The sequence below is a fragment of the Mojavia sp. genome (assembly GCF_059505145.1).
Genome location: NZ_JCACKA010000047.1, coordinates 252,611 through 275,947, shown reverse-complemented (window position 1 = coordinate 275,947; position 23,337 = coordinate 252,611). Strand labels below are relative to the sequence as shown.

The 23,337-nt window shown below is 42.4% G+C and carries 20 protein-coding genes, 1 other RNA gene and 2 pseudogenes; 7 read left to right on the top strand and 16 right to left on the bottom strand.

Annotated elements, in window-relative coordinates; all coding sequences use genetic code 11:
* Nucleotides 1-20 precede the first annotated feature (20 nt).
* The 4 genes and pseudogenes from metK to pcrA all read left to right on the top strand — a co-directional run bounded on the left by metK (nucleotide 21) and on the right by pcrA (nucleotide 6,390).
* Nucleotides 21-1,310: a methionine adenosyltransferase gene (gene metK, locus AC5JL8_RS08415; protein ID WP_495879561.1), complete on the top strand. Its 1,290-nt coding sequence runs from the start codon at nucleotides 21-23 to the stop codon at nucleotides 1,308-1,310.
* A gap of 755 nt (nucleotides 1,311-2,065) precedes the next feature.
* Nucleotides 2,066-3,790 carry a sensor histidine kinase gene (locus AC5JL8_RS08410; protein WP_495879322.1) on the top strand — a complete coding sequence of 575 codons (1,725 nt, stop codon included), beginning with the start codon at nucleotides 2,066-2,068 and terminating at the stop codon, nucleotides 3,788-3,790.
* 14 nt (nucleotides 3,791-3,804) lie between these two features.
* A pseudogene (locus tag AC5JL8_RS08405) lies at nucleotides 3,805-3,921 on the top strand (Uma2 family endonuclease); the annotation flags it as partial.
* A gap of 156 nt (nucleotides 3,922-4,077) precedes the next feature.
* The gene (pcrA, locus tag AC5JL8_RS08400) at nucleotides 4,078-6,390 is read left to right on the top strand and encodes a DNA helicase PcrA (protein WP_495879321.1); all 2,313 of its coding nucleotides are present in this window, start codon (nucleotides 4,078-4,080) and stop codon (nucleotides 6,388-6,390) included.
* A gap of 29 nt (nucleotides 6,391-6,419) precedes the next feature.
* Here the strand turns inward: pcrA and AC5JL8_RS08395 are convergent, their stop codons facing one another.
* The 3 genes from AC5JL8_RS08395 to AC5JL8_RS08385 all read right to left on the bottom strand — a co-directional run bounded on the left by AC5JL8_RS08395 (nucleotide 6,420) and on the right by AC5JL8_RS08385 (nucleotide 7,912).
* Entirely contained in the window at nucleotides 6,420-6,713 is a 294-nt protein-coding gene (locus tag AC5JL8_RS08395) for an antibiotic biosynthesis monooxygenase family protein (protein WP_495879320.1), read from the bottom strand.
* A gap of 33 nt (nucleotides 6,714-6,746) precedes the next feature.
* Nucleotides 6,747-6,905 carry an AAA family ATPase gene (locus AC5JL8_RS08390; RefSeq protein WP_495879319.1) on the bottom strand — a complete coding sequence of 53 codons (159 nt, stop codon included), beginning with the start codon at nucleotides 6,903-6,905 and terminating at the stop codon, nucleotides 6,747-6,749.
* A 92-nt stretch (nucleotides 6,906-6,997) separates the two neighbouring features.
* The gene (locus AC5JL8_RS08385) at nucleotides 6,998-7,912 is read right to left on the bottom strand and encodes a metallophosphoesterase family protein (protein ID WP_495879318.1); all 915 of its coding nucleotides are present in this window, start codon (nucleotides 7,910-7,912) and stop codon (nucleotides 6,998-7,000) included.
* Between the two features lie 139 nt (nucleotides 7,913-8,051).
* Here AC5JL8_RS08385 and AC5JL8_RS08380 point away from each other — a divergent pair, with 139 nt between their 5' ends.
* Together AC5JL8_RS08380 and AC5JL8_RS08375 are read left to right on the top strand one after the other, a co-directional pair.
* Nucleotides 8,052-8,918 carry a hypothetical protein gene (locus AC5JL8_RS08380; protein WP_495879317.1) on the top strand — a complete coding sequence of 289 codons (867 nt, stop codon included), beginning with the start codon at nucleotides 8,052-8,054 and terminating at the stop codon, nucleotides 8,916-8,918.
* 7 nt (nucleotides 8,919-8,925) lie between these two features.
* Nucleotides 8,926-9,009: pseudogene (locus AC5JL8_RS08375) on the top strand (hypothetical protein); the annotation flags it as partial.
* Nucleotides 9,010-9,018: 9 nt separating this feature from the next.
* On the opposite strand, the gene AC5JL8_RS08370 reads toward AC5JL8_RS08375, so the two are convergent.
* From AC5JL8_RS08370 to AC5JL8_RS08315, 12 genes are all read right to left on the bottom strand, one after another.
* Nucleotides 9,019-9,189: a hypothetical protein gene (locus AC5JL8_RS08370; RefSeq protein WP_495879316.1), complete on the bottom strand. Its 171-nt coding sequence runs from the start codon at nucleotides 9,187-9,189 to the stop codon at nucleotides 9,019-9,021.
* A gap of 557 nt (nucleotides 9,190-9,746) precedes the next feature.
* Complete coding sequence (locus tag AC5JL8_RS08365) at nucleotides 9,747-12,755, bottom strand: HEAT repeat domain-containing protein (protein WP_495879315.1); 3,009 nt, start codon at nucleotides 12,753-12,755, stop codon at nucleotides 9,747-9,749.
* A gap of 281 nt (nucleotides 12,756-13,036) precedes the next feature.
* Nucleotides 13,037-13,425: a transfer-messenger RNA gene (gene ssrA / locus AC5JL8_RS08360) on the bottom strand.
* Between the two features lie 139 nt (nucleotides 13,426-13,564).
* The gene (locus AC5JL8_RS08355) at nucleotides 13,565-14,512 is read right to left on the bottom strand and encodes a F0F1 ATP synthase subunit gamma (RefSeq protein ID WP_495879314.1); all 948 of its coding nucleotides are present in this window, start codon (nucleotides 14,510-14,512) and stop codon (nucleotides 13,565-13,567) included.
* Nucleotides 14,513-14,664: 152 nt separating this feature from the next.
* Nucleotides 14,665-16,185: a F0F1 ATP synthase subunit alpha gene (gene atpA / locus AC5JL8_RS08350; protein WP_495879313.1), complete on the bottom strand. Its 1,521-nt coding sequence runs from the start codon at nucleotides 16,183-16,185 to the stop codon at nucleotides 14,665-14,667.
* A 157-nt stretch (nucleotides 16,186-16,342) separates the two neighbouring features.
* Entirely contained in the window at nucleotides 16,343-16,897 is a 555-nt protein-coding gene (gene atpH, locus AC5JL8_RS08345; RefSeq protein WP_495879312.1) for an ATP synthase F1 subunit delta, read from the bottom strand.
* The gene (locus AC5JL8_RS08340; RefSeq protein ID WP_495879311.1) at nucleotides 16,894-17,457 is read right to left on the bottom strand and encodes a F0F1 ATP synthase subunit B; all 564 of its coding nucleotides are present in this window, start codon (nucleotides 17,455-17,457) and stop codon (nucleotides 16,894-16,896) included. The genes atpH and AC5JL8_RS08340 overlap by 4 nt, the downstream gene beginning before the upstream one ends.
* 116 nt (nucleotides 17,458-17,573) lie before the next feature.
* Nucleotides 17,574-18,065, bottom strand: coding sequence for a F0F1 ATP synthase subunit B' (locus tag AC5JL8_RS08335; RefSeq protein ID WP_495879310.1), 492 nt, complete (start codon nucleotides 18,063-18,065; stop codon nucleotides 17,574-17,576).
* Between the two features lie 132 nt (nucleotides 18,066-18,197).
* Nucleotides 18,198-18,443, bottom strand: a complete 246-nt coding sequence (atpE, locus tag AC5JL8_RS08330) for an ATP synthase F0 subunit C (RefSeq protein WP_006278178.1) — start codon at nucleotides 18,441-18,443, stop codon at nucleotides 18,198-18,200.
* Nucleotides 18,444-18,588: 145 nt separating this feature from the next.
* Nucleotides 18,589-19,344 (bottom strand): F0F1 ATP synthase subunit A, encoded by a 756-nt coding sequence (gene atpB, locus AC5JL8_RS08325; RefSeq protein WP_495879309.1) that lies wholly within the window; start codon nucleotides 19,342-19,344, stop codon nucleotides 18,589-18,591.
* A 52-nt stretch (nucleotides 19,345-19,396) separates the two neighbouring features.
* A complete protein-coding gene (locus tag AC5JL8_RS08320) occupies nucleotides 19,397-19,858 on the bottom strand; it encodes an ATP synthase subunit I (RefSeq protein WP_495879308.1) in 462 nt (153 codons plus the stop codon).
* Nucleotides 19,859-20,357: 499 nt separating this feature from the next.
* The gene (locus tag AC5JL8_RS08315; protein ID WP_495879307.1) at nucleotides 20,358-21,539 is read right to left on the bottom strand and encodes a class I SAM-dependent methyltransferase; all 1,182 of its coding nucleotides are present in this window, start codon (nucleotides 21,537-21,539) and stop codon (nucleotides 20,358-20,360) included.
* A gap of 278 nt (nucleotides 21,540-21,817) precedes the next feature.
* On the opposite strand from AC5JL8_RS08315, the gene AC5JL8_RS08310 reads away from it, so the two are divergent.
* Nucleotides 21,818-22,543: a 2-phosphosulfolactate phosphatase gene (locus tag AC5JL8_RS08310; protein ID WP_495879306.1), complete on the top strand. Its 726-nt coding sequence runs from the start codon at nucleotides 21,818-21,820 to the stop codon at nucleotides 22,541-22,543.
* An 11-nt stretch (nucleotides 22,544-22,554) separates the two neighbouring features.
* On the opposite strand, the gene AC5JL8_RS08305 is transcribed toward AC5JL8_RS08310, so the two are convergent.
* On the bottom strand, nucleotides 22,555-23,085 hold the full coding sequence (locus AC5JL8_RS08305) for a hypothetical protein (RefSeq protein ID WP_495879305.1): 531 nt from the start codon (nucleotides 23,083-23,085) through the stop codon (nucleotides 22,555-22,557).
* Nucleotides 23,086-23,337: the final 252 nt, after the last annotated feature.

Below are 23,337 nucleotides of genomic sequence, written 5' to 3'. Positions count from 1 at the left end.
TCTTACAAGGAGGAATACCTTTGTCTCGTCGATATCTATTTACCTCCGAGTCAGTTACCGAAGGACATCCAGATAAAATTTGCGATCAGATTTCTGATACTATTCTTGATGCCTTACTGACCCAAGACCCCACTAGTCGTGTTGCGGCTGAAGTAGTGGTTAATACTGGCTTAGTGCTAATCACAGGTGAAATCACCACTAAAGCCAATGTCAATTATGTTAATCTTGCCCGCAAAAAAATTGCCGAAATTGGTTATACCAATGCTGATAACGGCTTTTCAGCAAATAGTACTAGTGTAATAGTAGCATTAGACGAACAGTCGCCTGATATTGCCCAAGGCGTTAACACCGCCCAAGAAACCCGTGAGCAAGATAGCGACGAACTGTTCGATACTATAGGCGCGGGTGACCAAGGGATAATGTTCGGTTTTGCTAGCAACGAAACCCCTGAACTTATACCTTTACCGATTTGTCTTGCCCACCGTATTGCCCGCCGACTAGCAGCAGTTCGCAAAACAGGCGATTTACCATACTTACGTCCAGATGGTAAAACTCAAGTCACTGTAGCCTACGAAGATGGATGTCCCGTAGGCATTGATACAATTTTGATTTCCACTCAACATACAGCTAGTATTGGGGAAATCACAGATGAAGCAGCAGTACAAGCCAAGATTAAGGAAGACCTCTGGACAGCAGTAGTTCAACCTGTTTTTGGAGACATTGACATTAAACCAGACGAGCAGACACGTTTTTTAGTCAACCCCACCGGGAAATTTGTTATTGGTGGCCCTCAGGGAGATTCTGGTCTAACAGGACGGAAAATCATTGTTGATACTTACGGTGGTTATTCACGACATGGCGGCGGTGCTTTTTCGGGCAAAGACCCCACTAAGGTAGACCGTTCTGCTGCTTATGCAGCTCGCTATGTGGCTAAAAATATTGTCGCCGCAGGGTTAGCAGAAAAATGTGAAGTCCAGTTAAGTTATGCCATTGGTGTCGCACGACCAGTGAGCATTTTTCTCGATACCTTTGGCACTGGCAAAGTCGATGATGACATTTTGTTGGAATTAGTCAAAAAGCACTTTGAACTAAGACCTGCGGGGATTATCCACACTTTCAATTTACGTAACTTGCCAAGTGGACGAGGCGGACGTTTTTATCAGGACGTCGCGGCTTACGGTCACTTTGGTCGGGCTGATTTAGATTTGCCTTGGGAGAATACCGATAAAGCCGACTTGTTGAAGCAAGCAGTAAACGAGTCTCTTCCGGCTGCGATCGCCCTTGGTGCTGCGCGGAGCGCAATCGCGTAGCGCGCCCAAGCATTGAAGTAAACTAGTGTCAACGTTCCAGAGCTTTACTAGATATGAAGGTATAAGTAACTATTGTGTAGTTAGCAATACCACATATTAAGTAATTTGAAAATGTCGAAAACCTAATTAGAAAACTCCTCTGCCTTCATGGTGGCAAAACTGCTACAAGACAGAGGATTTTTATTAGCTTATTTAAATGCAATGATTAGCACTTAAACTAGCCAATTTTCAAAAATTTAGTTTTGTCAACTACATTAATGTAGAAAAATATAATTATTGGAGAATCAAAGGAATTAGTGATAAAATCAGAAAACAATGAGCCTGTCTATAAAGAGCAGTAGTTTTAACACCCTTTGTCGTTAAAAACAGGTGTATACTGCTTTGTAAAACTTGAGAGTGGCTTTTAGAAGGCTAAAGTTCAAGTAAATTAGTAGTTTAACCAAAAGTTAGAATATTGCCACAATCAGTAGCAGATCGAAGAACGTGGTAAAAAAGATAACTTTATAGGAGTGCATTTGCTTGAAGGAGCCGCTTTTTACTGAAAAAAGCGATTTTTATTTACTGCTACTAAATTTTGATATTAATATTCATCTTAAAAAGACTCAAATATAATAAAAGTCATGCCGATTTTCTAGTGAGTACTAATTTGCTCTTGTTATAAAAGAAGATAATGCAGCTGTTAATCACTAACTGAAGTGATTGCAAAAGCAAGGCTGATATAGTGAATTTTACGGGAGGGTAAGGAGATTTGAGGGATGCAAACTCAAAAGCCAACCCCTGTTGAAAGCAGTTCAGAAAGCAAAACAGTGCCAGCAGAAGAGCCATCGACAGACGAACTCCCGACTATAGAATTTCCCTCACGAGGGAAACTCAAAGCAAGTTCCTGGCGCATACATCAAAAAATTGGCTACGGTTATTTTGTAGCAATTGGGATTGGCTTTTTTGGTTCACTCACTGGTTTAGTAATCGCAAACTACTATCGGGGGAGAGAAATCAGACAACTTAACCAAGCTTATGAGCAAAGACAATTACTAAATAATTATAAAGATGCAGTAGTAGGAGCGCAATTATACAGCGCCAATTTAGTTGCAGTATTGGAAGATTCACAAAAGTTGCAAACTAAAAATGCTGAATTTATCAGAAGTGTTGACAAAGCTAAAAGATTAGAGCAAGAAATTACTAATTTTATCAATAAAAAACCAAAAAGATTAGCAGCTACAAGTGCTACCTTAGATGCTTTATTGCAAGATTATGCGATTAATTTAAAATCTTATGTTGACCAAGTAGAGTTTGTATTACAAAAAATTAGCGCCCAGCAAGTGCAGGCGCAGGAAATTGCGTTAGTACGAGAGCAGTTGCTAAAAATTATGCGTGGTGAAACAGCCATGCGACTAGAGCAGCTGTCGCAAACCTTGTCTAACATCTTACAATATGCTGAATTTCAAGAGCAGGAGAGAACACGCTCTGTAGAGCAGGCAAAAGGTGTTGAGAGATTAATTGTGATTATGAGTATGCTGGTATCAGTGGCGATCGCAGCCATTGTAGCTTGGCGTACAAGTCGGGCGATCGCAGAGCCAGTAATTACTGTTACCCAAGTAGCTGAACAAGTAGCAAGAAAATCTAATTTCGATTTGCGAGCTCCTATCACGACAGAAGATGAAATAGGGTTATTAGCCAAATCTCTTAATCGTCTAATTGAGCGGGTATCTGAGCGTACTAAAGAATTACAACAAGCTAAAGAATTAGCTGAAGCTGCTAGCAAAGCAAAAAGCATATTTCTGGCAAATGTCAGCCACGAGTTACGCACTCCGTTAAATGCCGTAATTGGGTTGAGCCAACTTCTAGAAGATGATGCTACTGATTTAGGTTTATCGGAAGACTTTATTACTGATTTAGAAACCATCAACTCTGCGGGAAGACATTTACTGGAACTGATTAATGACATCCTCGACTTGTCAAAAATTGAAGCGGGGAAAATGAATCTTTACCCAGAAACATTTGAGATTGCAACGTTGATTAATAATATTGTTCTTACAGTTAAGCCAGCGATAGAAAAAAACGGCAATATCTTTGTAGTGGTCTTTGATGAACAACTGGGTACGATGTATGCCGATCAAACCAGAATGCGCCAGGTGTTATTAAACCTGCTGAGTAATGCTGCAAAATTTACTACAAATGGTAAGGTAACGTTAACAGTTAAAAGCGAAAAAGAAGACTTATTAGCAGAAGCTCCTTTTGGCATGATTACTTTAACTGTTAGCGACACAGGCATTGGTATGTCTCAGAATCAACAACAACAGTTATTTCAACCCTTTATGCAAGGGGATACATCAACTACGAAAAAATATGGTGGTACTGGATTAGGTTTAGCAATTAGTCGCCATTTTTGCCAAATGATGGGTGGTGAAATTATTGTCAAAAGCCAGCTTGGGGTTGGTTCTACTTTTACCGTTCGCTTGCCCTTGACTGTGCAAGAATAATTTCTTTGAAGATGCGATCGCCTAATGCTGCTTGGGTAAAGTTAGAGCGATTGAATGCACTGACTCCAGAGGAAAAAGCAGGCTTTGCTCCTATCTATCCAGATTTTGTCGTAGAGTTGCGTTATATGAGTTAGTCTCACCCAGAGGCGCACAGGCGCGGAGAGTTTGAGTTTTATACAGAAATTCGGCAAGGTCGAATTGAGATATTTTAATTAGCCTAGAATAATATGCGTTGATTGCGATACTCTCATAAGAAACGGTTCTTTGCCCAGTCGCCTTGGCTATCCATGACTACAACTATTGACTTTCTCAGCCATCTTAATCCCAGCCAACGTCAAGCCGTAGAACACTACTGCGGCCCACTGCTAGTTGTGGCTGGCGCAGGTTCCGGTAAAACACGAGCGCTGACTTATCGGATTGCTAACCTGATTCTTAAACACCGTGTACATCCCGAAAATATTTTGGCGGTGACTTTTACTAATAAAGCCGCACGGGAGATGAAAGAGCGGATTCAAAAGCTATTTGCCGAACAGTTGGCTATGAAAGAACATGGTCAGCGTTTTGATTTGTTGCCAGAATACGAACAAGTTAAACTGCGATCGCAAGTTTACCGCACTACCATTAAAGATTTATGGTGTGGTACTTTTCATAGTCTTTTTTCTCGCATCTTGCGCTTTGATATTGAGAAATACCAAGATGAAAAAGGCCGCCGTTGGAGTAAAAATTTCTCTATCTTTGACGAATCTGATGCTCAAAGCTTAGTTAAAGATATCGTTACCAAACAGCTAAATTTAGACGATAAGAAATTTGACCATCGTTCTGTGCGCTATGCAATCAGTAATGCTAAAAACCAAGGTTTCTCACCACAAGAATTTGAGCGTGAACAACCTAATTATCGCGGACGGGTAATTGCTCAAGTTTATAGCAGCTATCAAGATAGACTTGCAGAAAATAACGCGCTCGATTTTGATGATTTAATTCTCATTCCTACTAAACTATTTCAACAAAATGAACAAGTCTTAGGTTATTGGCATCGCAAATTCTGCCATATTCTTGTTGATGAATATCAGGATACTAACCGCACTCAGTACGACCTAATTCGCTTGTTGGTAACAAATGGCGAAGATAGAAAGAGTGAATGGGATTGGCAAAATCGCTCAGTGTTTGTTGTGGGTGATGCAGACCAATCAATTTATTCATTTAGAATGGCTGATTTTACCATCTTGCTAGAGTTTCAGAATGATTTTGGCGATGGTTTGCCGGATGAAGATACCCGAACAATGGTGAAGCTAGAAGAAAACTATCGCTCTTGTGAAAATATTTTGCAAGCAGCTAATGAACTGATTGAAAATAATACTCAACGAATTGATAAAATCCTCAAGCCAACGCGGGGAGCAGGTGAACAAATTTATTGCCACAAGGCAGATAATGAACTAGACGAAGCCGAGTTTATAATTCGCCAAATTCGCACTTTAGAACACCAAAATCCAGAGTTGAATTGGGGTAGCTTTGCCATACTTTATCGTACTAACGCTCAATCTCGTCCTTTTGAAGAATTGTTAGTAAAATATCAAATTCCTTACACAGTTGTAGGAGGAATGAGGTTTTACGATCGCAAAGAAATTAAAGATGTTATAGCTTATTTAAGAGCGATCGCTAACCCAGCAGATACTGTAAGTTTGTTACGAGTTATCAATACTCCCCGGCGTGGTATTGGCAAAACAACCATTGATGCTTTAGTTAACGCCTCCCAACAATTAGGGACAACTCTTTGGGAAATATTGTCAGACGAGACATCAGTTAATACCTTAGCTGGACGTGGCGCTAAATCGGTGAAAAGCTTTGCGGAAATGATTAGTCGTTGGCAAGCAGAAATCGGCACGCTTCCCGCTGCGGAAATTGTCCAAGGTATACTAGAAGACTCTGGTTATGTTCAAGACTTGCTAAATCAGGGTACGGATGAATCGCAAGACAGAATTCAAAACGTCCAAGAACTTTATAACGCTGTACTGCAATTCCAAGAAGAGAACGAAGATGCTACCTTGCAAGGGTTCTTACAAAGTACCGCCCTCAGTTCTGATTTAGATAATTTGAAAGAAGGACAAACAGCAGTTTCGCTGATGACTTTGCACGCTTCCAAAGGATTAGAATTTCCCGTAGTCTTTTTAGTGGGGTTAGAACAGGGACTGTTTCCTGGCTACCGTTCGCTGAGTGATCCTGCATCTTTAGAGGAAGAACGCCGCCTGTGTTATGTGGGAATTACTCGTGCCCAAGAACGGTTGTATTTATCACACGCCCGTGAACGCCGCCTTTATGGTTCTCGTGAACCCGCCATGCGATCGCAATTTCTGGATGAAGTACCAGAAGAATTATTAACTACTAGAAGTCAGATTCGCCAAACCTATACTAAAACTGCCGCCTCTAGCAATGGTAAGCAAAATTGGAAAGTAGGCGATCGCGTTTTACACAAAACTTTTGGTATTGGTGAAATCACTCATGTTTTTGGGGAAGGGAATAAGCTTTCTGTAGCAATTAAATTTGCCAATTTGGGACAAAAAATTATCGACCCCAGAGTAGCGCAATTACAAAAGGTAGATTAAAAATTCGTAATTCGTAATTTATATAAAAGCTAGATTTCAATCTCTTCAAAATGTTCAACAGTGGGAAAAGGCTCATAAAAATGATGTAGCAATTTTTTCCACTCTTGATACTCAGCAGAACCTCTAAATCCAACAGTATGTGATTCTAAAGTTTCCCATCTGACAAGTAATAGATATTTACCCTTGGCTTCTATGCAGCGATGGAGTTCATGGGATAAATATTCATTCATCGACGAAATAATCTTGGAAGCTTTTTTGAAAGAAGATTCAAAATCAGATTCCATCCCAGGTTTGACATGAAGCATAACTGCCTCAAGAATCATAAAATATTTCCTGAATACTGAATATGATGCCGTTTAGTATAGTGCGATCGCAGACGCCATAACAAATGTTCTTGTTAAAGCTGGAATAATTTCTCGTTGCAATTTTGGGTGTAGGTGCAGTTCAATTTCATCAATTAGAACAACACCGCTACCTTGAAGCGGTTCTGATAAACCTGGGTTAGATATTGCCACATTTTTAGACGCTTAACTTTCATAGTTTTAATAACGCTGAAGGTAATTTATTTGGTGGGCACTGCCCACCCTACATATAATTAGGCAGGTAATTAAGCTGATTTTAATTGAATAATACCCTGATCAAAGACACGGTTATTAATACCAATACCGCTCAATTCTATTCTATCTGCATACACTTCATAGGCAGCAAAACTTAAATTACTAGTAGAGTATTCTGTCCACTCATTTTTACCAACAGGACGATTACCAGCACCTGCTCCACAAGTTAAGTAAGTTGTACCGTTGATAGAACGGGTACGTTCATAATGGTGTTCATGTCCGTTAATATAAACTTGCACGCCGTATTTTTGAAATAAAGGAGTAAAAGTTTTAATAAACTCTAAATTACTACCATAAGCACCAGATGAATAAATCGGATGATGTCCAAATACTACTTTCCAAGGGGATTTGCTCAGGCTTAATTCTTTTTCTAACCACACTAATTGGTTTTTCCAATCGGCATTAGCGTTAGTATCTAAAGCGAAAAATTGCACATTTCCACGGCTAAATGTATAGTAGCGTCCCTTCATATTAAAGCCGGGATATTGAACTTGTGGTTCGCCGTTAGCAGTGCGAATATCGTGATTGCCTAAACAAGCTTGAAATTTCACACCTCGCTTGAGCAATAATCCATAAGGACGCTCAAAAACTTGAGCGATTTTTTCAATTTCACCGTTATTGTAAATGTTATCTCCTGCTAAAACCACTAGATTATAGGGATTTTGCTTGTGATAAAGATTCATCGCTCCAGCTACGGCATACTGTCCTTTAGCACCAGTGCCTGTATCTGCAACAGATACAAAACGTAGTAGCATTCCCTTTTTCGGTGGGTTGGCGGCGATCGCTGTGTCTGATTCAGCAAAATCAGCGCTTTGAATATTTTGCCGAGTTAACATCCAGCCTAATCCTGTGCTGATAGCACTAACGCTACTTAAAAATAAAAATTGGCGGCGTTTTAGATTCATAAATCATTAAATTCAACAATTAGTCAGTTTAGCCTAAGCAATGGGCAATGAAGTGATACATTAAGGCAAAAGAGGCTGCAACAGTAAGAATGTATCCAATTTGATTTATCTTTGATTCGTTGCTCTTGGTGAAAGTTCCATGTCGCAAGACAATCAGAATCCCCAACCTCCCCAAAAACCCTATCAGAGAAACCAGCCAATTTGGAAGTCTACTATTATCCAATTTCTAAGAGGGACAATTAGGGTTTTAGAGACAGCAGTGGTGAAACTGGAAACAGCACCTCCACCAGGAACTGAAGAAACTCCTGGTTTTTGGGGTGGGTTATTAGCTAAAATCCGCGCTTTGTTACCAGCCAATTTGTCAGCCAAGTTGTCAGATACAGCTTTGACTGGAATTATTGCTAGCATTGCCGTGATTGTAGTTTGGACAAGTACGAGCGTTTTCACGAATAAACCTGTTGAGGTAGCAACGGCTCCCCCGGTTGAGGAAGTTCCTGCGCCAACACCAACGCCAACAATAACTACTCCACCAGAGTCAGCAACGCCAGAACCTCAAACACCAGAAGAAATTACGCCATCGCCAGAAGCAGAAGTTCCGCCAGTGGAACCAGAAACGGAACCCGAACCACCACCAACGCCAGAACCGGAACCAGAACCAACGCCAACACCAACACCAACACCAACGCCAACCTTGCAATTGACACCAGAACAAATTTTGATTGCAGGAATCGAAAATCAAGTAGCGGAAATTAGCGATCGCTTTGCCTCTGGACTTATAAAATCGATTCAAGCTAACTTCCGTACTAGTAACTTGAGTGTCAAAATTAGTGACGAATGGTATTCTCTCCCAGAATCACAACAAAATAAACTTGCAGCCGATATCTTACAACGCTCTCAAGAACTGGATTTTAGTCATCTAGAAGTTGTTGATTCTCAAGATAGGCTGGTAGCGCGAAATCCGGTTGTTGGGACTGAAATGATTATTTTTCAAAGGCGGGTTAGTTAGAGAATGTCTGAAAACCCTGCAAGAACACACTGATGTTATCTGGAGTGTAACATTTAGTATAGATGGGAAAACACTAGTTAGCGGTAGTACTGACGGTGATCTATACCGTCAGCACTGCCAGAACCCGCGCCGACAGTTCGGTCGTGTCTGGCACTCTGTAGGGAATACCCGCATCACGGATCTTGCGCTTGGCACGCACAAGCCGTTGCGCCATTGTCGCCGTGGGCACAAGAAACGCCTGTGCGATCTCATCCGTCTCAAGTCCGCCCATAACACCGATTCATTAATAAAACACAGGACTGATAAACCCAAAACTTACGCACTCAGATCCCCCAACCCCCTTAAAAAGGGGCAGCCCTGCGCCCTTGCGGGTTCCCCGACTCCCTCAGTGGCGTGGCTTTAGACGTTCCCCCTTTTTTAAGGGGGGTTAGGGGGGATCAGGGTTTCAGACTTCAGTGCGTAAGTCCTAAAACCCTTTTTTAAGGTCTTTAACAACCAAACATTCCTTGTTGCAACGCAACAAAACCTGGTTTTTTCGTCATGATTCCGATTACTGATACCAAGTTGTTATCAAAGGTAGTATCTGTCATTGCGACCGGAACGCAGTGAAGGGAAGCAATCTCATGAATCCCAAGGTACTACAACAGACCGCAATTTAGTATGAATCGGTGTTCTAGAAGCCTGGGGCTATAAAAACAAAGTACACCTTCGTGGGCTTTATTCCTGTGGGCGCACCCCGTCAGGTGTCGGCGATAAAAGTGGGATGCTTCTGAAACTAAGTTTGTAGCGATCGCTTTCTCTAGCCCGTTTTTAATTACGAATTACGAACTACGAATTATGACGGTGCCAAACTTGATAAAACTTTAGATATTCTGTATTTTCCGCACAGTGCCAGATAATTTTATAACAATCGCGGCATCTTTCCCATTCATGTCCGCGGACTCCATCAGCACAGCAATTTTTTAACGATGCAATCACTTCTGGTAACTGTTGATTCAAGAGGATTTCTTTTAAGTTATCTGCCACACGTTTGCGTAGCGTTTCACTTTCAGTTGACTTCATCAGTTGTAATAAGGTGGTGAATGCCACTGTATTTCCTGGATCAAGCTGTGCCAATTTATAAGCCCTACGTCTTTGGGTGTCCTCATCATCTGATGAAGCAATACCTTGCAGTAATGCTGTAATTTTTGTAGTGTTGGAATAATGGGTTGATGAAGTGGGTTTTTTCCTACTATGGCTTTGCTCATTTGTTGGCAGTTCCGATGTCTGCGGTAACTTCTTTGGTGAAGACTCATCGCCTTGCAGCGTTTCTAGATTTTCTAATGCTTGTCGCCTTTGAGATACATCGGTTGCGAATTCGGCAATTTCCTTGAGTGCAAAGATGGCAATCACATTTCCCGAATCAATTTTTCCTAAACTATAAGCGGCTTTACGACGAGTTGATTCATTCTTGCTAGACTCGATAATTTCAACTAAAGCCTTAATTGCAATTTCGTTACCCCCATCAACTCTTCCTAGACTATATGCAGCCTGCCACCGAATTGATTCATAACGGACTGTTTTAACGAGTTGTGTTAATGCAGCGATCGCAATTTTGTTACCCGGATCAAAAACTTTTCCCAAGCTATAAGCCGCATTCCAAGTGTCAAATTCGTTCTGGCTGGAGGAGATAAACTGCTCTAAAGCAGCGATCGCTTTTGGGCGATCGGTCTTCAATAACGCCACCCGCGCACCCTCAACAATTGGCGGCGGATATCTCCACGACTTTTGATTTGGAAATTGGCAATCACCAAAACGCCACTCTACCAATTGCCGGACAATCTCATCAGCTTTTTGGCAATCTCCAAACTCAGCAATTCCTTGTGCGGCTACAAAATAAGCTTGATAGCCATAGTATCCGCCGCATCCATCAGTAAACTCGATTAATGCTTGGATAAATTCTTCCTTATGAATTTGCGGTATGTCATCTCTACCTAGCCAGAGCAAAATTACTTCTCGCCACTGTGGTTCAAATATGCGGTAACTGTGATTCTGTTCGCTACTTTCTAAATGTAATGTGTGATTTAAGAAAAAATGCCAATCGCTAACAGCTTGTGCCGCAAAGTATTCTTGAAACGTCGGATGGTAAAAAGCGTAAACCTTTTCTCCCTGAGTTTCCGAGATACCTACCTGATTGAGCCAACCTAACTGTAGTGCTAATTGAAACAAGCCATCATCAGGAGGGCCTAACACTTGACAGACAAAGCGGTGTCTTAGCCGGAACTTGGTTTTTTCTTGGGCTATAGCTAATAGTGCCAATTCTCCCAGCGCCCGATTTAACTGCTGTCGTTGGGCTGAAGTCGTAGGAAAGCGATCTTGTTTCCACTCGTAAATTGCCTCAACAAACTGCTCATACAGCATTGCTTTGGTAGTTGGTAATCTTCCCTGTGCCAATCCCCAGGTACGGCACAATAACGCCAACCTTAAGGGATTTTTCACCACATCTTTAAGCCGCCGCCGTTCCGGTTGATCTAACTCTGCCTGTAAACTCTCTCCACAAGCGGGATTATCCTGAAACCACCGTCGAATAAACTGCCCTACTTGGTTATACGAAGCTTTAGAACTAAAAGCAAATTTTTCACCATAGCTAAAATTCAAGTTGCGATAGGTGTTAAAAGATTGCAGCGCATTCTTGCCTCCATCCCAAACATTGAGCCGACAAGTTAGGACTACCCTCGCATCTGCCACCCAGCCTGTAAGGAAACTGGCTATTTTTGCTAAGGCGTTAGTCGATTCAATAGCCATTTCATCCACCGCATCTAAAAGCAACCAAACCCGCCCTTGGTTAAACTCTTCGCAGAAGGCTTCCTCGATTTCTTCAGGGACGCGTAACTTACGAATAGCTGAAGGTAGCCAATCTTGAATCAAGTATTGTTCTAACGTTTTGCCTTGTAAATCTGCTAAAGAAATCCAGATAGGCAAATCTTCCGTGTTATCCAAAACCCATGCAGCAATCTTTTGCAGCAAAGTAGTTTTTCCGGCTCCCGGTTCTCCCAAAATCGCAATCCGCTGGCTTTGCTTTTGCGCCAACAGTTGTTGAAGAAATTCCTCATGCTCAAAAGTTTGAATAATTTCCGCTTCTTCTGGTTCATATAACCGAGAACCTTCTTGAGGAGTCACATCACCACGGTAACGCAGACGTTGTTTGCGTTCCACCAACCCCAAAGGCACATAAACTTGATCCAATTCAAAGCTGACGCCATCAACACTGGTAAGGGGATTGGTAGTGAGTCGTCGGTGATTTTGTGTTTCTAAAGCAGTACGGCAAAGCTGCTGCCAGTCGGGGAGAGGGGCAGAGGAGCAGAGGGGCAGGGGGCAGGGTGCAGGGGAGAGTATTACTGAAAATTTCCCCGCGTCGTCCTTTCCCGCCACCTGTCTCGACTTTTCAGGACGACGATTTTCCCATTCAGCATCGAATTTTTGTAAATTGGCTTCTATGTCCTGGCGTTTATGCCATAGCTTGAGGGTAAAGTGCCAAGTTTCTGAACCGCCGCGAGATGGGCGATTATCTTCGAGAATTTCTAAGAAATCTGCAAACCGCTTGAATGCTTCTTTGATTTGCTCGGTGTTTAATTGACTTTCACCCGCTGCCAAACTGATCAATGCTTGCAAAAATCTTACTTTTGTCCTGACAACCAGCCGATTTTCCGACAGCCAGCGAGTTTGAATTTGGGGACGCAGGGCATCTAAAGCCGCTTCATCCTCACAGTCGATTGTGTCATTAGCATAAGCTAACAATACCGTTAACAAAAGCCGCGATCGCTTTTTCGTTTCTGGGCCATAACTCGGTCTTGCCATCGCTGTATTTCTAGGACTGGACAAAGTTTGGGGAATTATCCAAGTTTAGCAACTTCCCCTAGCTATCTCAGCGGAATGGGTGAAAAACCGGCTGAAGCACTCCCACCTTCAATCCAGCCCGTCGAACTCACGTTATATTATCAATTGAAGCTATCTATCATCTTTTCGTGCCCCTTTGCTTTGCTATTACCTATATGTAGCAACATTAAATTTATGACTCGCTCATACAAAACAAAATCCACCTAAACATCAAACTGCTAGGTGGACTTGTTAACTATTTTTAATGGATCCGAGCAGAGTCGAACTGCTGTCCAAATTGGGTATTGACCCCCCGCTCATTCACAGGTTTAGCCTTTCTGACCCTCAAGGCGGGAATCGTTCATTATCCCGAACGTAGGATGCTCTGATTTAATCTTAGCTAGCAAGCCAATCAGAGAACGCTTACTAGAGCATCCGTTGGGGTTTGTCCCTAGCCCTTAACGGAGTCGGACTAAAGACGCTCGAACCTATAAGAGGCGTTTAGGCAGCTACTAGAGCTTCCCGACGAGCAAATTTAACGATGTTATTCGCATTTACTTTTGTTTTGAGCCTTGGATTTCCGAGAGGAGACTCACTCTCGACCTGAATCACAGAGCAGCGTTCGCCAACCTGTCGAAACCGTGACGGACCCATGCGCTTCATATATATATTATAGTGTGCCGTGTTTGAAATGTGTTGTCAGACAAAGAGTAAATACTAAAAATAGCTAATTGCCAAGCTGAAAACTACTAGCAACTAGCTATTTATCAAAACTAACAATTAATAATTCCCTAAGTTAATGCTTCAGCACCACCAACAACCTCAAGGAGTTCTTGAGTAATTGCGGCTTGTCGGGCTTTGTTATAAGACAATGATAGGGTTTTAATCAATTCACCTGCGTTATCGCTGGCGTTGTTCATAGCTGTCATCCGTGCTGCTAGTTCACTAGCTGCTGATTCTTGCAGTGCCCGTAATAGCTGGTTACTCAGATACAAAGGCAGTAGAGAATCAAGAATCTGCACAGGATCTTGCTCAAAAATCATGTCGCGGGGCAAAGGACGGACTTGGCTAGTCAGTTTTTGCCGTTCAACTTCAAATTGACCACCACGGGTTGTGAGGCGGAAGATTTCGTCATCTGATGCCTCTAGTCCTTGAGGATCGAGGGGTAAGAGAGTTTGTACTACAGGGCGAGAACTAACCAAGGAAACGAATCTTGTGTAGATTAACTCAATGCGGTCTACACTTTCCGATAAGAACAAGGAAAGCAGTTCATCGGCAATTTGAGTAGCTTCTGCTGCTGTAGGAATTTGCTCTAAACCACTGTAAGTACCTTCAATAGGTTGATTGCGGCGTTGAAAATACTGAATGGCTTTGCGTCCCACCAGCACGAATTTATAATCTACACCTTCTGCTTGGAGTTCTTTGGCGCGATTTTCGGCACGACGGATAACGTTTGTGTTGTAGCCGCCACACAAACCGCGATCGCCTGTAATTACCAATAGCCCTACTGATCTAACTTCCCGTTTCTTCAGTAGTGGCAGATCTACATCTTCAAACCGCAGACGAGTTTGTAAGCCATACAGCACTTGTGCCAAGCGATCGGCAAAGGGACGAGTAGCAATAACTTGTTCTTGGGCACGACGTACCCTAGCCGCAGCCACCAGACGCATTGCTTCTGTAATTTTTTTGGTGTTTTTGACCGACTGAATGCGATCGCGTATTGCTTTGAGATTGGGCATATTCTTAAGTTCCGAGTCCTGAGTTCTGAGTCTTGAGTGTCAGCAAGTGCTGAATGCCAAGCTTTACAGGAATTAAAATTTGAGAATTCGCACGCAAGCATTGTGCTCATCTCTGTTCACTTTTAACTCAGCACTCAGCACTCAGCACTTGATTACACTGTTGCTTTGAAGTCCTTTTTGTATTCGCTCAATGCTTCCTTCAAAGCGGCTTCTTCTGCATCACCCAGTGCTTTTGAGGATTGAACTGCTTGAGCGTACTGAGTGTTACCGGTCTTTAAGAACTCCCGCAGACCTTTGGTAAAGGTGGTTACTTTCTCTACAGGAACATCATCTAGGTAACCATTAATACCAGCGTACAGAATGGCTACTTGCTCGTATACCGACAGTGGAGCATTTTGTGGCTGTTTGAGTAGTTCCCGTAACCGTTGACCTCGTGCCAACTGATCTTGAGTGGCTTTATCTAAGTCGGAAGCAAACTGCGCGAAAGCTTGCAGGTCGTCAAATTGTGCTAGTTCCAATTTAATCTTACCAGCAACTTTTTTCATTGCCTTGGTTTGAGCCGCAGAACCTACACGAGATACGGAAATACCAGGGTTCACAGCGGGACGAATACCAGCGTTAAATAAGTCAGAAGAGAGGAAGATCTGACCATCGGTAATCGAAATCACGTTGGTGGGAATGTATGCAGAAACGTCACCTGCTTGAGTTTCGATGATTGGTAGGGCAGTCATACTACCTTTACCCAATTCGTCACTTAGTTTAGCTGCCCGTTCCAACAAGCGAGAGTGAATGTAGAACACATCTCCAGGGTAAGCTTCCCGTCCGGGTGGGCGACGTAGCAACAGGGACATTTGGCGATAAGCTTGGGCTTGCTTGGAAAGGTCATCGTAAATTACCAAGGTAGCTTTGCCCTTGTACATGAAGTACTCAGCCATTGTTGCTCCGGTATAGGGAGCCAAGAATTGTAGCGTTGCTGGGTCACTGGCGTTAGCAGCTACAACGATGGTATAATCCATCGCACCTTTTTCCTGTAATGTCTGCACTACGTTAGCAACGGTAGAAGCTTTTTGACCGATAGCGACGTAGACACAGATTACATCTTCTTCTTTTTGGTTGATGATTGTGTCAATTGCGATCGCAGTTTTTCCAGTTTGACGGTCACCAATAATCAACTCCCGCTGACCACGACCGATAGGAATCATTGAGTCAATAGCAGTGATACCAGTTTGCATTGGTTCATGCACAGACCGACGAGCAATGATACCTGGTGCTGGAGACTCAATCAAACGGCTTTCTGTAGTCTTGATATCGCCTTTACCATCGATGGGACGACCCAAAGCATCCACAACTCTTCCGATTAAGGCTTCTCCTACACCTACCTGGGCAATCCTGCCAGTCGCAGTTACAGAGCTACCTTCTTGAATTTCCAAGCCTAGACCCATGAGTACTGCGCCCACGTTGTCTTCTTCCAAGTTCTGGGCGATGCCAATTGTGCCATCTTCAAATTCTAATAGCTCACCAGCCATCGCCTTTTCCAGACCATAGATCCGGGCAATACCGTCACCGACTTGCAGGACAGTACCGACGTTAGCTACTTTGACATCTTGGTCGTATTGCTCGATTTGTTGTTGGATAATGCTGCTGATTTCGTCAGGTCTAATTGAAATGCTCATTTGTGTATCTTATTTTGCTTGCGAGTTGTAAGAAGTTACATAATCAGGAGTTAAGTGTGAAGAGTTAAGAGATATGAGTTAAAAATACTAAAGTTAAAAGCTACAACAAATTACTTTTTACTTTTTACTTAACTCCTAACTCCTAACTCCTCACTTGCTAGCCACTAGTTAAGCGCAAGGATAAGCGACGCAGTTGACCTCGCAAACTGGCGTCAATTACCTGCGAGCCGACTTTAATTATCACACCACCAATTAATTCGCGGTCTACTTTGGTTTCCAATTCTACTTGGCGAGCTTTGGAGATGGCGAGTACCTTTTCTGTGACTAACTGCTGTTGAGCTTCTGTCAGGGGAACTGCTGAAGTGACTTCCGCTAATACGGTTTGATTCAACTGCCGCAACAGCGCCAAGTACTGCTGTAAAATCGATTCCAAGAATATAATGCGCCGTTTGTCTACTACCAGTAACAAAAAGTTGCGTAAGTAGGGACTAGCGCTTTCACCAAGTATTTGCCTGATGATAGACTTTTTGTCCTCAGACTGAATAAAAGGATTGGCGATAAAGTTCTGTAGCTGCTTGTTTTCTGAGAGCAAATTCAGCAAAGTACGCGCATCTTCGCCGAATTCTTCTGCCAGATTTTTCGATTGCGCGATCGACAACAATGCCTGTGCATAAGGCTGGGCTACTTCGGCTGTTGCTACCTTACTTGTCATACCTCGCCTCCCAGTTGTGCGATGCTGCGGTCAATGAAAATTTGTTGAGCATCATCGGCAATCCCACCTCTGAGTTCTGACTCGACTTTTTGCAATGCTTGAGCAACTACTCGTTGCCGCAGTTGGGCGATCGCTTTATCTAGGTCTGCACTCAAGTCGGCTGCCCCTGCTTCCTGCAAGCGTTCAATGTCTACAGCAGCTTGTGCCAGGATTGCTTCTCTTGCTGCTTGGGCGTTTTCTTCGGCCGACTTTTTAATTCTTTCGGCTTCTGCTTGAGCTTGTTCCAGCTTTTGCTGCGCCTCTTTCAGTTGCTTTTCAGCTTCCGAGGCTCGTTGCTCTGCATTCTTTATTGCTGTTTCAATATTTTCTCGGCGAGTTTTGAGCGTATTACCCAGAACTTTCCGCCCAAAGACAAACAGCACAGTAATAATAATGGCCAGGTTAATCAGGTTGGTCTCTAAGAGATTGGTATTTAAACCAAAACCACCATGTCCCGCGCCTTCTGCCAATTCACCTCCAACGGCGCTGGCTTCCGCCACCAACAGTAAAATAGTCCCCATGATTTTTCATCCACAACTGCGCTGCCAAAGCTTCACATTTTCGACGCTGCCAACTAATATATAGCGGAGGCGTCTTTAAAATGTCCCTTAACGATTTCGACCTAGATTTTTGTTAGTTAGCGCCGACTTACTAAATCTGCTCCTAAAAGCTTTTCTAGTATTTGGCGACTGAGGGCATCCACTTGTTGCTCTAAGGAGGCAAAAGCCTGTTGTTTTTGCTGCTCAATTTCACTAGCCGCTTGTTCTCTTTGAGCCTGGGCTTCTTGTTGCGCTGCTGCTATTTTTTGAGCAGCGATTTTTTGAGCTTCGGCTTGAGCTACAGCAATAATATTTTGTGCTTGCCGTCTAGCTCCTGCTAGATCTTGCTCGTATTGCTGCGCCAATTTTTCTGCTTTGCTCAAGCGTTCCTGGGCTTGTAATTGTTTGTTGCGGATTTCTTCATTCCGCCCATCAATGGCGTTACCCAGTGGTTTGTAAAGAGTCGCATTCAACACCAAGGCTAATACTAGAAACTGGATTGCCATTAAAGGCAGGGTAGCATCTAGATCAAATAGCCCCCCTTCTTTAGCAACCTCTTCTACAGCTAATAAAGTGATCCAATGTGTCATGGTTGCTTATTCCTATCTACTATATTAGTCCTGAGTCCTGAGTTATGAGTTATGAGTTATGAGCTAAACTCTTAACTCCTAACTCTTAACTTTGTTTTCACTCAGCACTCAGCACTCAGCACTCTGTACTGTTTATGCGAAGGGGTTAGCAAACAATAGCACTAGGGCAACTACTAGACCATAGATGGTTAGCGCTTCCATGAATGCCAAGCTTAACAGCAATGTACCGCGAATTTTGCCTTCTGCTTCTGGCTGACGTGCAATACCTTCTACAGCTTGTCCTGCTGCGTTTCCTTGACCAATGCCAGGGCCAATAGCAGCCAAACCCACAGCTAGAGCAGCAGCTAAAACGGAAGCAGCAGAAATCAATGGATCCATGATATTCTTTCCTTACTTTACTGAATCGAATGGGTCTTGAAGTTGTTGTCTGTCACTGGTTATTTGTCATTTGACTTTTGTCATTGTTTAGAAACTAATGACTAATGACTAATGACTCATGACTAATGACTATCATCTGAGGGTATTAATGTCCCTCATGCTCCTCGCCACCATGATGCTCTTCCATCGCTTCGCCGATGTAAGCAGCTGCTAAAGTGGCAAAAATTAGTGCCTGAATGGCGCTGGTAAATAGTCCCAGAGCCATTACCGGTAATGGTACAAACAAGGGCACCAAAAGTACCAGAACTCCCACGACTAGTTCATCAGCTAAAATGTTACCGAATAAACGGAAGCTCAAGGAAAGGGGTTTGGTGAAGTCTTCAATAATTTTGAAAGGCAACATGAACGACACTGGTTGGACGTAGTTGCCAAAATACCCTAAACCTTTTTTGCTGAACCCAGCGTAAAAATACGCTAATGATGTCAACAAAGCTAAAGCAACAGTTGTATTGATATCGCTTGTGGGAGCTGCTAGTTCGCCTTCTGGCAGATGAATCAGCTTGAAAGGAACAAGTGCCCCTGACCAATTTGACACAAAAATGAACAAAAACAAAGTGCCAACAAAAGGCACCCAAGGGCGATATTCTTTTTCGCCAATCTGGTTTTTAGCCAAATCCCGAATGAATTCCAAGGCGTACTCCAAAAGGTTCTGTAGCCCACTAGGAATTCGTTTAATGTTACTGCTTGCTGCCACGGAAGTCAGCACTAGCACACCAATAACAAACCATGAGGTGAGAAACACCTGGCCATGCAGCTTCAAGTTGCCTATTTGCCAGTACAGATGTTTTCCCACTTCCAATTCGGCAAGTGGAACAGAGAACAAGTTCAGAAAATTCAGCATTTTCTTTCCATATCAATCATTTCTCCAATATTAACTGGAGAAGAGGAGCCTTTTAAGGTTGCCGGAGCTTTGACGAGTCAGAGATAAACGCCACCCTAACTACGTAGATTATGAGCGTGGCTTTATAAGTGAGGAATCCCAAAAATATGGGCAGTATTTGCAGCTGATTCCACCGCGATGCTAGCAAAATCAAAATTATTAATAAAGCTAACCGAGTTTTACTCAGCTGTTGTTTTCCTCTACCTAAACGCTCAACATCTTTCGCCAACATCCTCAAGTAAAGCACACCTGTACACGCCCCTAATAGATAATTCAGAGCAATGTTTAAGGAATAAAAAATCCACACAGAGACAAAAATAATCCCTGTTAAGACAAGTGTGATTACTAACAACTCCTGGTAGAGTTGATAGAACTCCTGCATCGAAGAGTCTACTGGTTCTGTGTCCTCAAAACCAGATTGAGCATCTTGTCGTGTTGTTGGCGTGGGGTCGATCGGTTCTTCTGACAAGCTCACGGGACTTGAAACCAGTACAGCTAACTATGATGACTGCACATTCAGTCAGCTGAATCATATCACGATCCGGTAACAATACTTTAGAAAAAAACAATTAACTTCTTGTCGTTTAACAGCGACAAGCCTATAAGGAGCTATCAAGAGATAGATGGAGCTAGGAGGAGCAATAGCGAGTTGGAGAGATTCCCAAACAAATCTAGAATTACCCTCTATCTTGTTGTTATTTGCACCTTGTCAGTTTTGTTAAATTATGTCAAGCAAATAAGCTGCTGTATGTAAAATAATTGGTCTAGCAAGGAATCTAGCGATCGCAGCCTTGGCAAATTCCCAAAAATCCCTAATTTTTGGCTTTGTAGTGTCCAAATGTTACATTAGTTTGTTTGTGTTTACTTTAACTTAGATTTACTACAAAACGTTATGAGCGATCGCCCAGCACTACAAATAATTAGCGCTGAGTGGATAGAGTTATAAATCTTGCTGTTACCTCGCTTACTTGCTTCTAAGCAGGTGTTAACAGAATTAATTGTTGGTTGAGAAGATTTCTGACATTATCTACATTTAATTGCACATTTGTTAGAATTTCAGCCACTGTTGATTGACCATTACACTTTTGCAAAAAATCAAACTCTGGTAATGATAAATTCACCAGTTGATAATCGTAATTAAATACACATTGACTGGGAAATCCGTCAATACAAGGATTAAGTTCGGGAATAGCTGTTAATAAAATCTGATCATTTGACCAGTCAGCTTTGGCAAGAGGAGGACGACCGAGGAAAAACTCGTAATGGGTAACTTCTGGATCTAGTAATTCTATTAAACGGTAACGCTGGCGCTCGCTCAATCCATTTGCCCGTTCTATCAAATCTGGGGCTTTACCCAATAGTCTTTCTAACTGCCAAAAACTAGGATTTGAAAAGCCAATAAACTCCAAGCCAGAAGCATCAATTAATTCAAACAGAGTTTCAACGTTATAGTCAATTTCCTGGGGATGAACGTACATATCGGCAAAACATTCATCTTTCTGATTTTCCAATGACCAACGTTCTTTTTCCCGCTTGGCAAGACGATTATTTTCTGGCAAAGATGCGAATATCTGCCGCCCGACTTGGACACCATCACGGTAGTCGCCGCGTTTGTCACCTTGGAGGAGGGCGATCGCTTTTTGCATGAGTTGAATTTCCCAACGTCCCAACTCTCCATACACAAAAATGTGCATCAAGCCGCCTGGAGCTAACTTTTTCGCCAAAGCTTGAATACCCCGAATTGGGTCAGGAGTATGGTGCAAAACTCCCACACAGTTAATTAAATCAAACTCACCCGGTAACTGTTCGACATCGTACAAACTGAGGTGATGAAACTCAACACGGTTTGCCCCAGAACGTTTGCAGCGTTCCTTAGCAACTTCCAGAGTACCTGCACTCAAGTCAATTCCGACTACCTGCGCTTGTGGGTTGAGATGTACCAAATATTCAGTACCTACCCCAGAGCCACATCCTGCATCTAAAATCCGAATATTCTGCTTTTGTGGTTTCTGTCCGGTGCAAAAATTGTAAGCTGCTAGCCAATTCCAACGCCAATTGTATCCAGGCGGTGGTTCATCCAGCATAGGTTCTGGGGGAAATGGATAAGTATCGTAGAGTTTGGCAACAGCAGTGCTAACGGTTTGAGGATCTGACATTTCTGAAGCTACATTGCAGCAATTCTGAGTTTAGCGAATGCTGGGTACTTAAGGTAGACAGATAATTATGATCGGTATCAGCTCTATCTGAAAATGCGGCGTTGGATTATTGCGATTGAGGTGGGCGTGGGTAGCCTTTCAGTAAAAACGCTACTGTTTTATTTTTTTATATTTAGTATTGATAATTATAACTTTACATCAGAATGATTTCTAAATGCTGACCTACTTACTATCTAACCTTTCATATTTTTATAATATTATCTTTGGCGATCGCTCTCATGATTTACGACCAGTTAGAGTTTGACTTACGCTGTGAGTGGGGCGCACAAGGAGTTGCTCAACTTGCGCCTATTAGCGATGTCATTGTAATAGTTGATATTCTGTCTTTTTCAACTTGTGTAGAAATTGCCACAAACAATGGCGCAATAATTTTTCCCTACGCCAAAAGAGATGAATCAGTCATAAATTATGCCAAATCAGCGCAGGCAGAATTGGCAAGTCATAGACAAAGTTCTACAACAGAATATTCTCTTTCTCCAAAATCGCTTACTAAGATTCCTGCTGGAACTAAGCTAGTTTTACCCTCACCTAATGGTTCCTTCCTAACCTTACAGACTGGAACTACACCAACCTTGGCTGGCTGCTTGCGAAATTGTGAAGCTGTGGCAGGGTTTGCTCAAAAGTATGGCAATAAAATTGCAGTGATTCCGGCTGGGGAAAGGTGGAAAAACGATGGTGGCCTAAGACCTGCATTTGAAGACTTAGTTGGTGCTGGGGCAATTATTAGTTACTTGCATGGTAATCTATCACCAGAAGCAGCAATGGCTGTGGAAGCATTTCAGGCTTTCCGGCAGGATTTATTATCCTACTTGAAAAAGTGTAGTTCGGGCAAAGAGTTGGTTGCAGGTGGGTTTGAGCCAGATGTTGAACTCGCCGCCGCCTACAACATTAGTAATTGCGTACCTTTGTTCACTAATAATGCTTACGTTAAACAATCATCTTAGATTGATAACCTTCAAAGGTCGCATTGATTGGTTTGACAATATCTGGCATTATCTATTTCTCCTTGTAAACTACTTAAATTAATTATCTGAAATGCTGAACCACCTTGCACCTCAGCAGCGATATAGGCAAACTTATTACCTGCATAAAACTGATCTCGACCAACTTTTGTAATAGAGCGAGACTTGCTAAAGTCATTAGCAACGTTGGAATTATAAATATCTTGAATTAATTGCACTGTCCTGGCATTTTTCTTAGTAAATTTGACATTGGAATCACCACTAATAGTTATCCCTTCTTTAGTTACTGTCCCATTCTGAGAAGTTACATTAACATAAAAATATAATTTTCCTTTCCTGCCGTCATAACCATGCGCTTCGCTGTTATATTTCAAGGTTGGTAATTGGGCTTTGGCCTTTGTCCAATTTACGACGGTATTAATGTGTTGTCCTGGTAAGGCATTAGCTGGAGCTACTGTTAATACCAGAGCTAGACCAGACAAAGCAGCAGAAATTATAGAATAAAACCTGTGAATTTTGCTCATACTATTTCTTGGCTAGGTGAATGCTGACAGCCACAGCTTAACTCACCTTTATTTCTAAGTCACGTGAAGAAAGTTATACAGTAGAAGGGAGATGGCAGAGGGCAGAAGGCATAAATAAAATAGGCTTTATATCTGGCTTTGATATCTATATTTTGTACTTTGATGAGTTACAAACTGCTGTATTATTTAGGGATTTACTGAAGTGAGCGATAATAAGAAATAAAAGAAAAAAGCTACTATGGCTCACAACGG

What these genes read in the sequence shown, in the direction of transcription:
- atpE (WP_006278178.1), bottom strand. Translation starts at nt 18,443, where the DNA reads ATGGATCCATTGATTTCTGCTGCTTCCGTTTTAGCTGCTGCTCTAGCT.
- AC5JL8_RS08340 (WP_495879311.1), bottom strand. Translation starts at nt 17,457, where the DNA reads ATGGGGACTATTTTACTGTTGGTGGCGGAAGCCAGCGCCGTTGGAGGT.
- AC5JL8_RS08410 (WP_495879322.1), top strand. Translation starts at nt 2,066, where the DNA reads ATGCAAACTCAAAAGCCAACCCCTGTTGAAAGCAGTTCAGAAAGCAAA.
- AC5JL8_RS08385 (WP_495879318.1), bottom strand. Translation starts at nt 7,912, where the DNA reads ATGAATCTAAAACGCCGCCAATTTTTATTTTTAAGTAGCGTTAGTGCT.
- atpB (WP_495879309.1), bottom strand. Translation starts at nt 19,344, where the DNA reads ATGCTGAATTTTCTGAACTTGTTCTCTGTTCCACTTGCCGAATTGGAA.
- AC5JL8_RS08395 (WP_495879320.1), bottom strand. Translation starts at nt 6,713, where the DNA reads ATGATTCTTGAGGCAGTTATGCTTCATGTCAAACCTGGGATGGAATCT.
- AC5JL8_RS08355 (WP_495879314.1), bottom strand. Translation starts at nt 14,512, where the DNA reads ATGCCCAATCTCAAAGCAATACGCGATCGCATTCAGTCGGTCAAAAAC.
- AC5JL8_RS08380 (WP_495879317.1), top strand. Translation starts at nt 8,052, where the DNA reads ATGTCGCAAGACAATCAGAATCCCCAACCTCCCCAAAAACCCTATCAG.
- atpA (WP_495879313.1), bottom strand. Translation starts at nt 16,185, where the DNA reads ATGAGCATTTCAATTAGACCTGACGAAATCAGCAGCATTATCCAACAA.
- AC5JL8_RS08370 (WP_495879316.1), bottom strand. Translation starts at nt 9,189, where the DNA reads ATGGGCGGACTTGAGACGGATGAGATCGCACAGGCGTTTCTTGTGCCC.
- pcrA (WP_495879321.1), top strand. Translation starts at nt 4,078, where the DNA reads ATGACTACAACTATTGACTTTCTCAGCCATCTTAATCCCAGCCAACGT.
- AC5JL8_RS08365 (WP_495879315.1), bottom strand. Translation starts at nt 12,755, where the DNA reads ATGGCAAGACCGAGTTATGGCCCAGAAACGAAAAAGCGATCGCGGCTT.
- AC5JL8_RS08335 (WP_495879310.1), bottom strand. Translation starts at nt 18,065, where the DNA reads ATGACACATTGGATCACTTTATTAGCTGTAGAAGAGGTTGCTAAAGAA.
- AC5JL8_RS08315 (WP_495879307.1), bottom strand. Translation starts at nt 21,539, where the DNA reads ATGTCAGATCCTCAAACCGTTAGCACTGCTGTTGCCAAACTCTACGAT.
- atpH (WP_495879312.1), bottom strand. Translation starts at nt 16,897, where the DNA reads ATGACAAGTAAGGTAGCAACAGCCGAAGTAGCCCAGCCTTATGCACAG.
- AC5JL8_RS08305 (WP_495879305.1), bottom strand. Translation starts at nt 23,085, where the DNA reads ATGAGCAAAATTCACAGGTTTTATTCTATAATTTCTGCTGCTTTGTCT.
- AC5JL8_RS08310 (WP_495879306.1), top strand. Translation starts at nt 21,818, where the DNA reads ATGATTTACGACCAGTTAGAGTTTGACTTACGCTGTGAGTGGGGCGCA.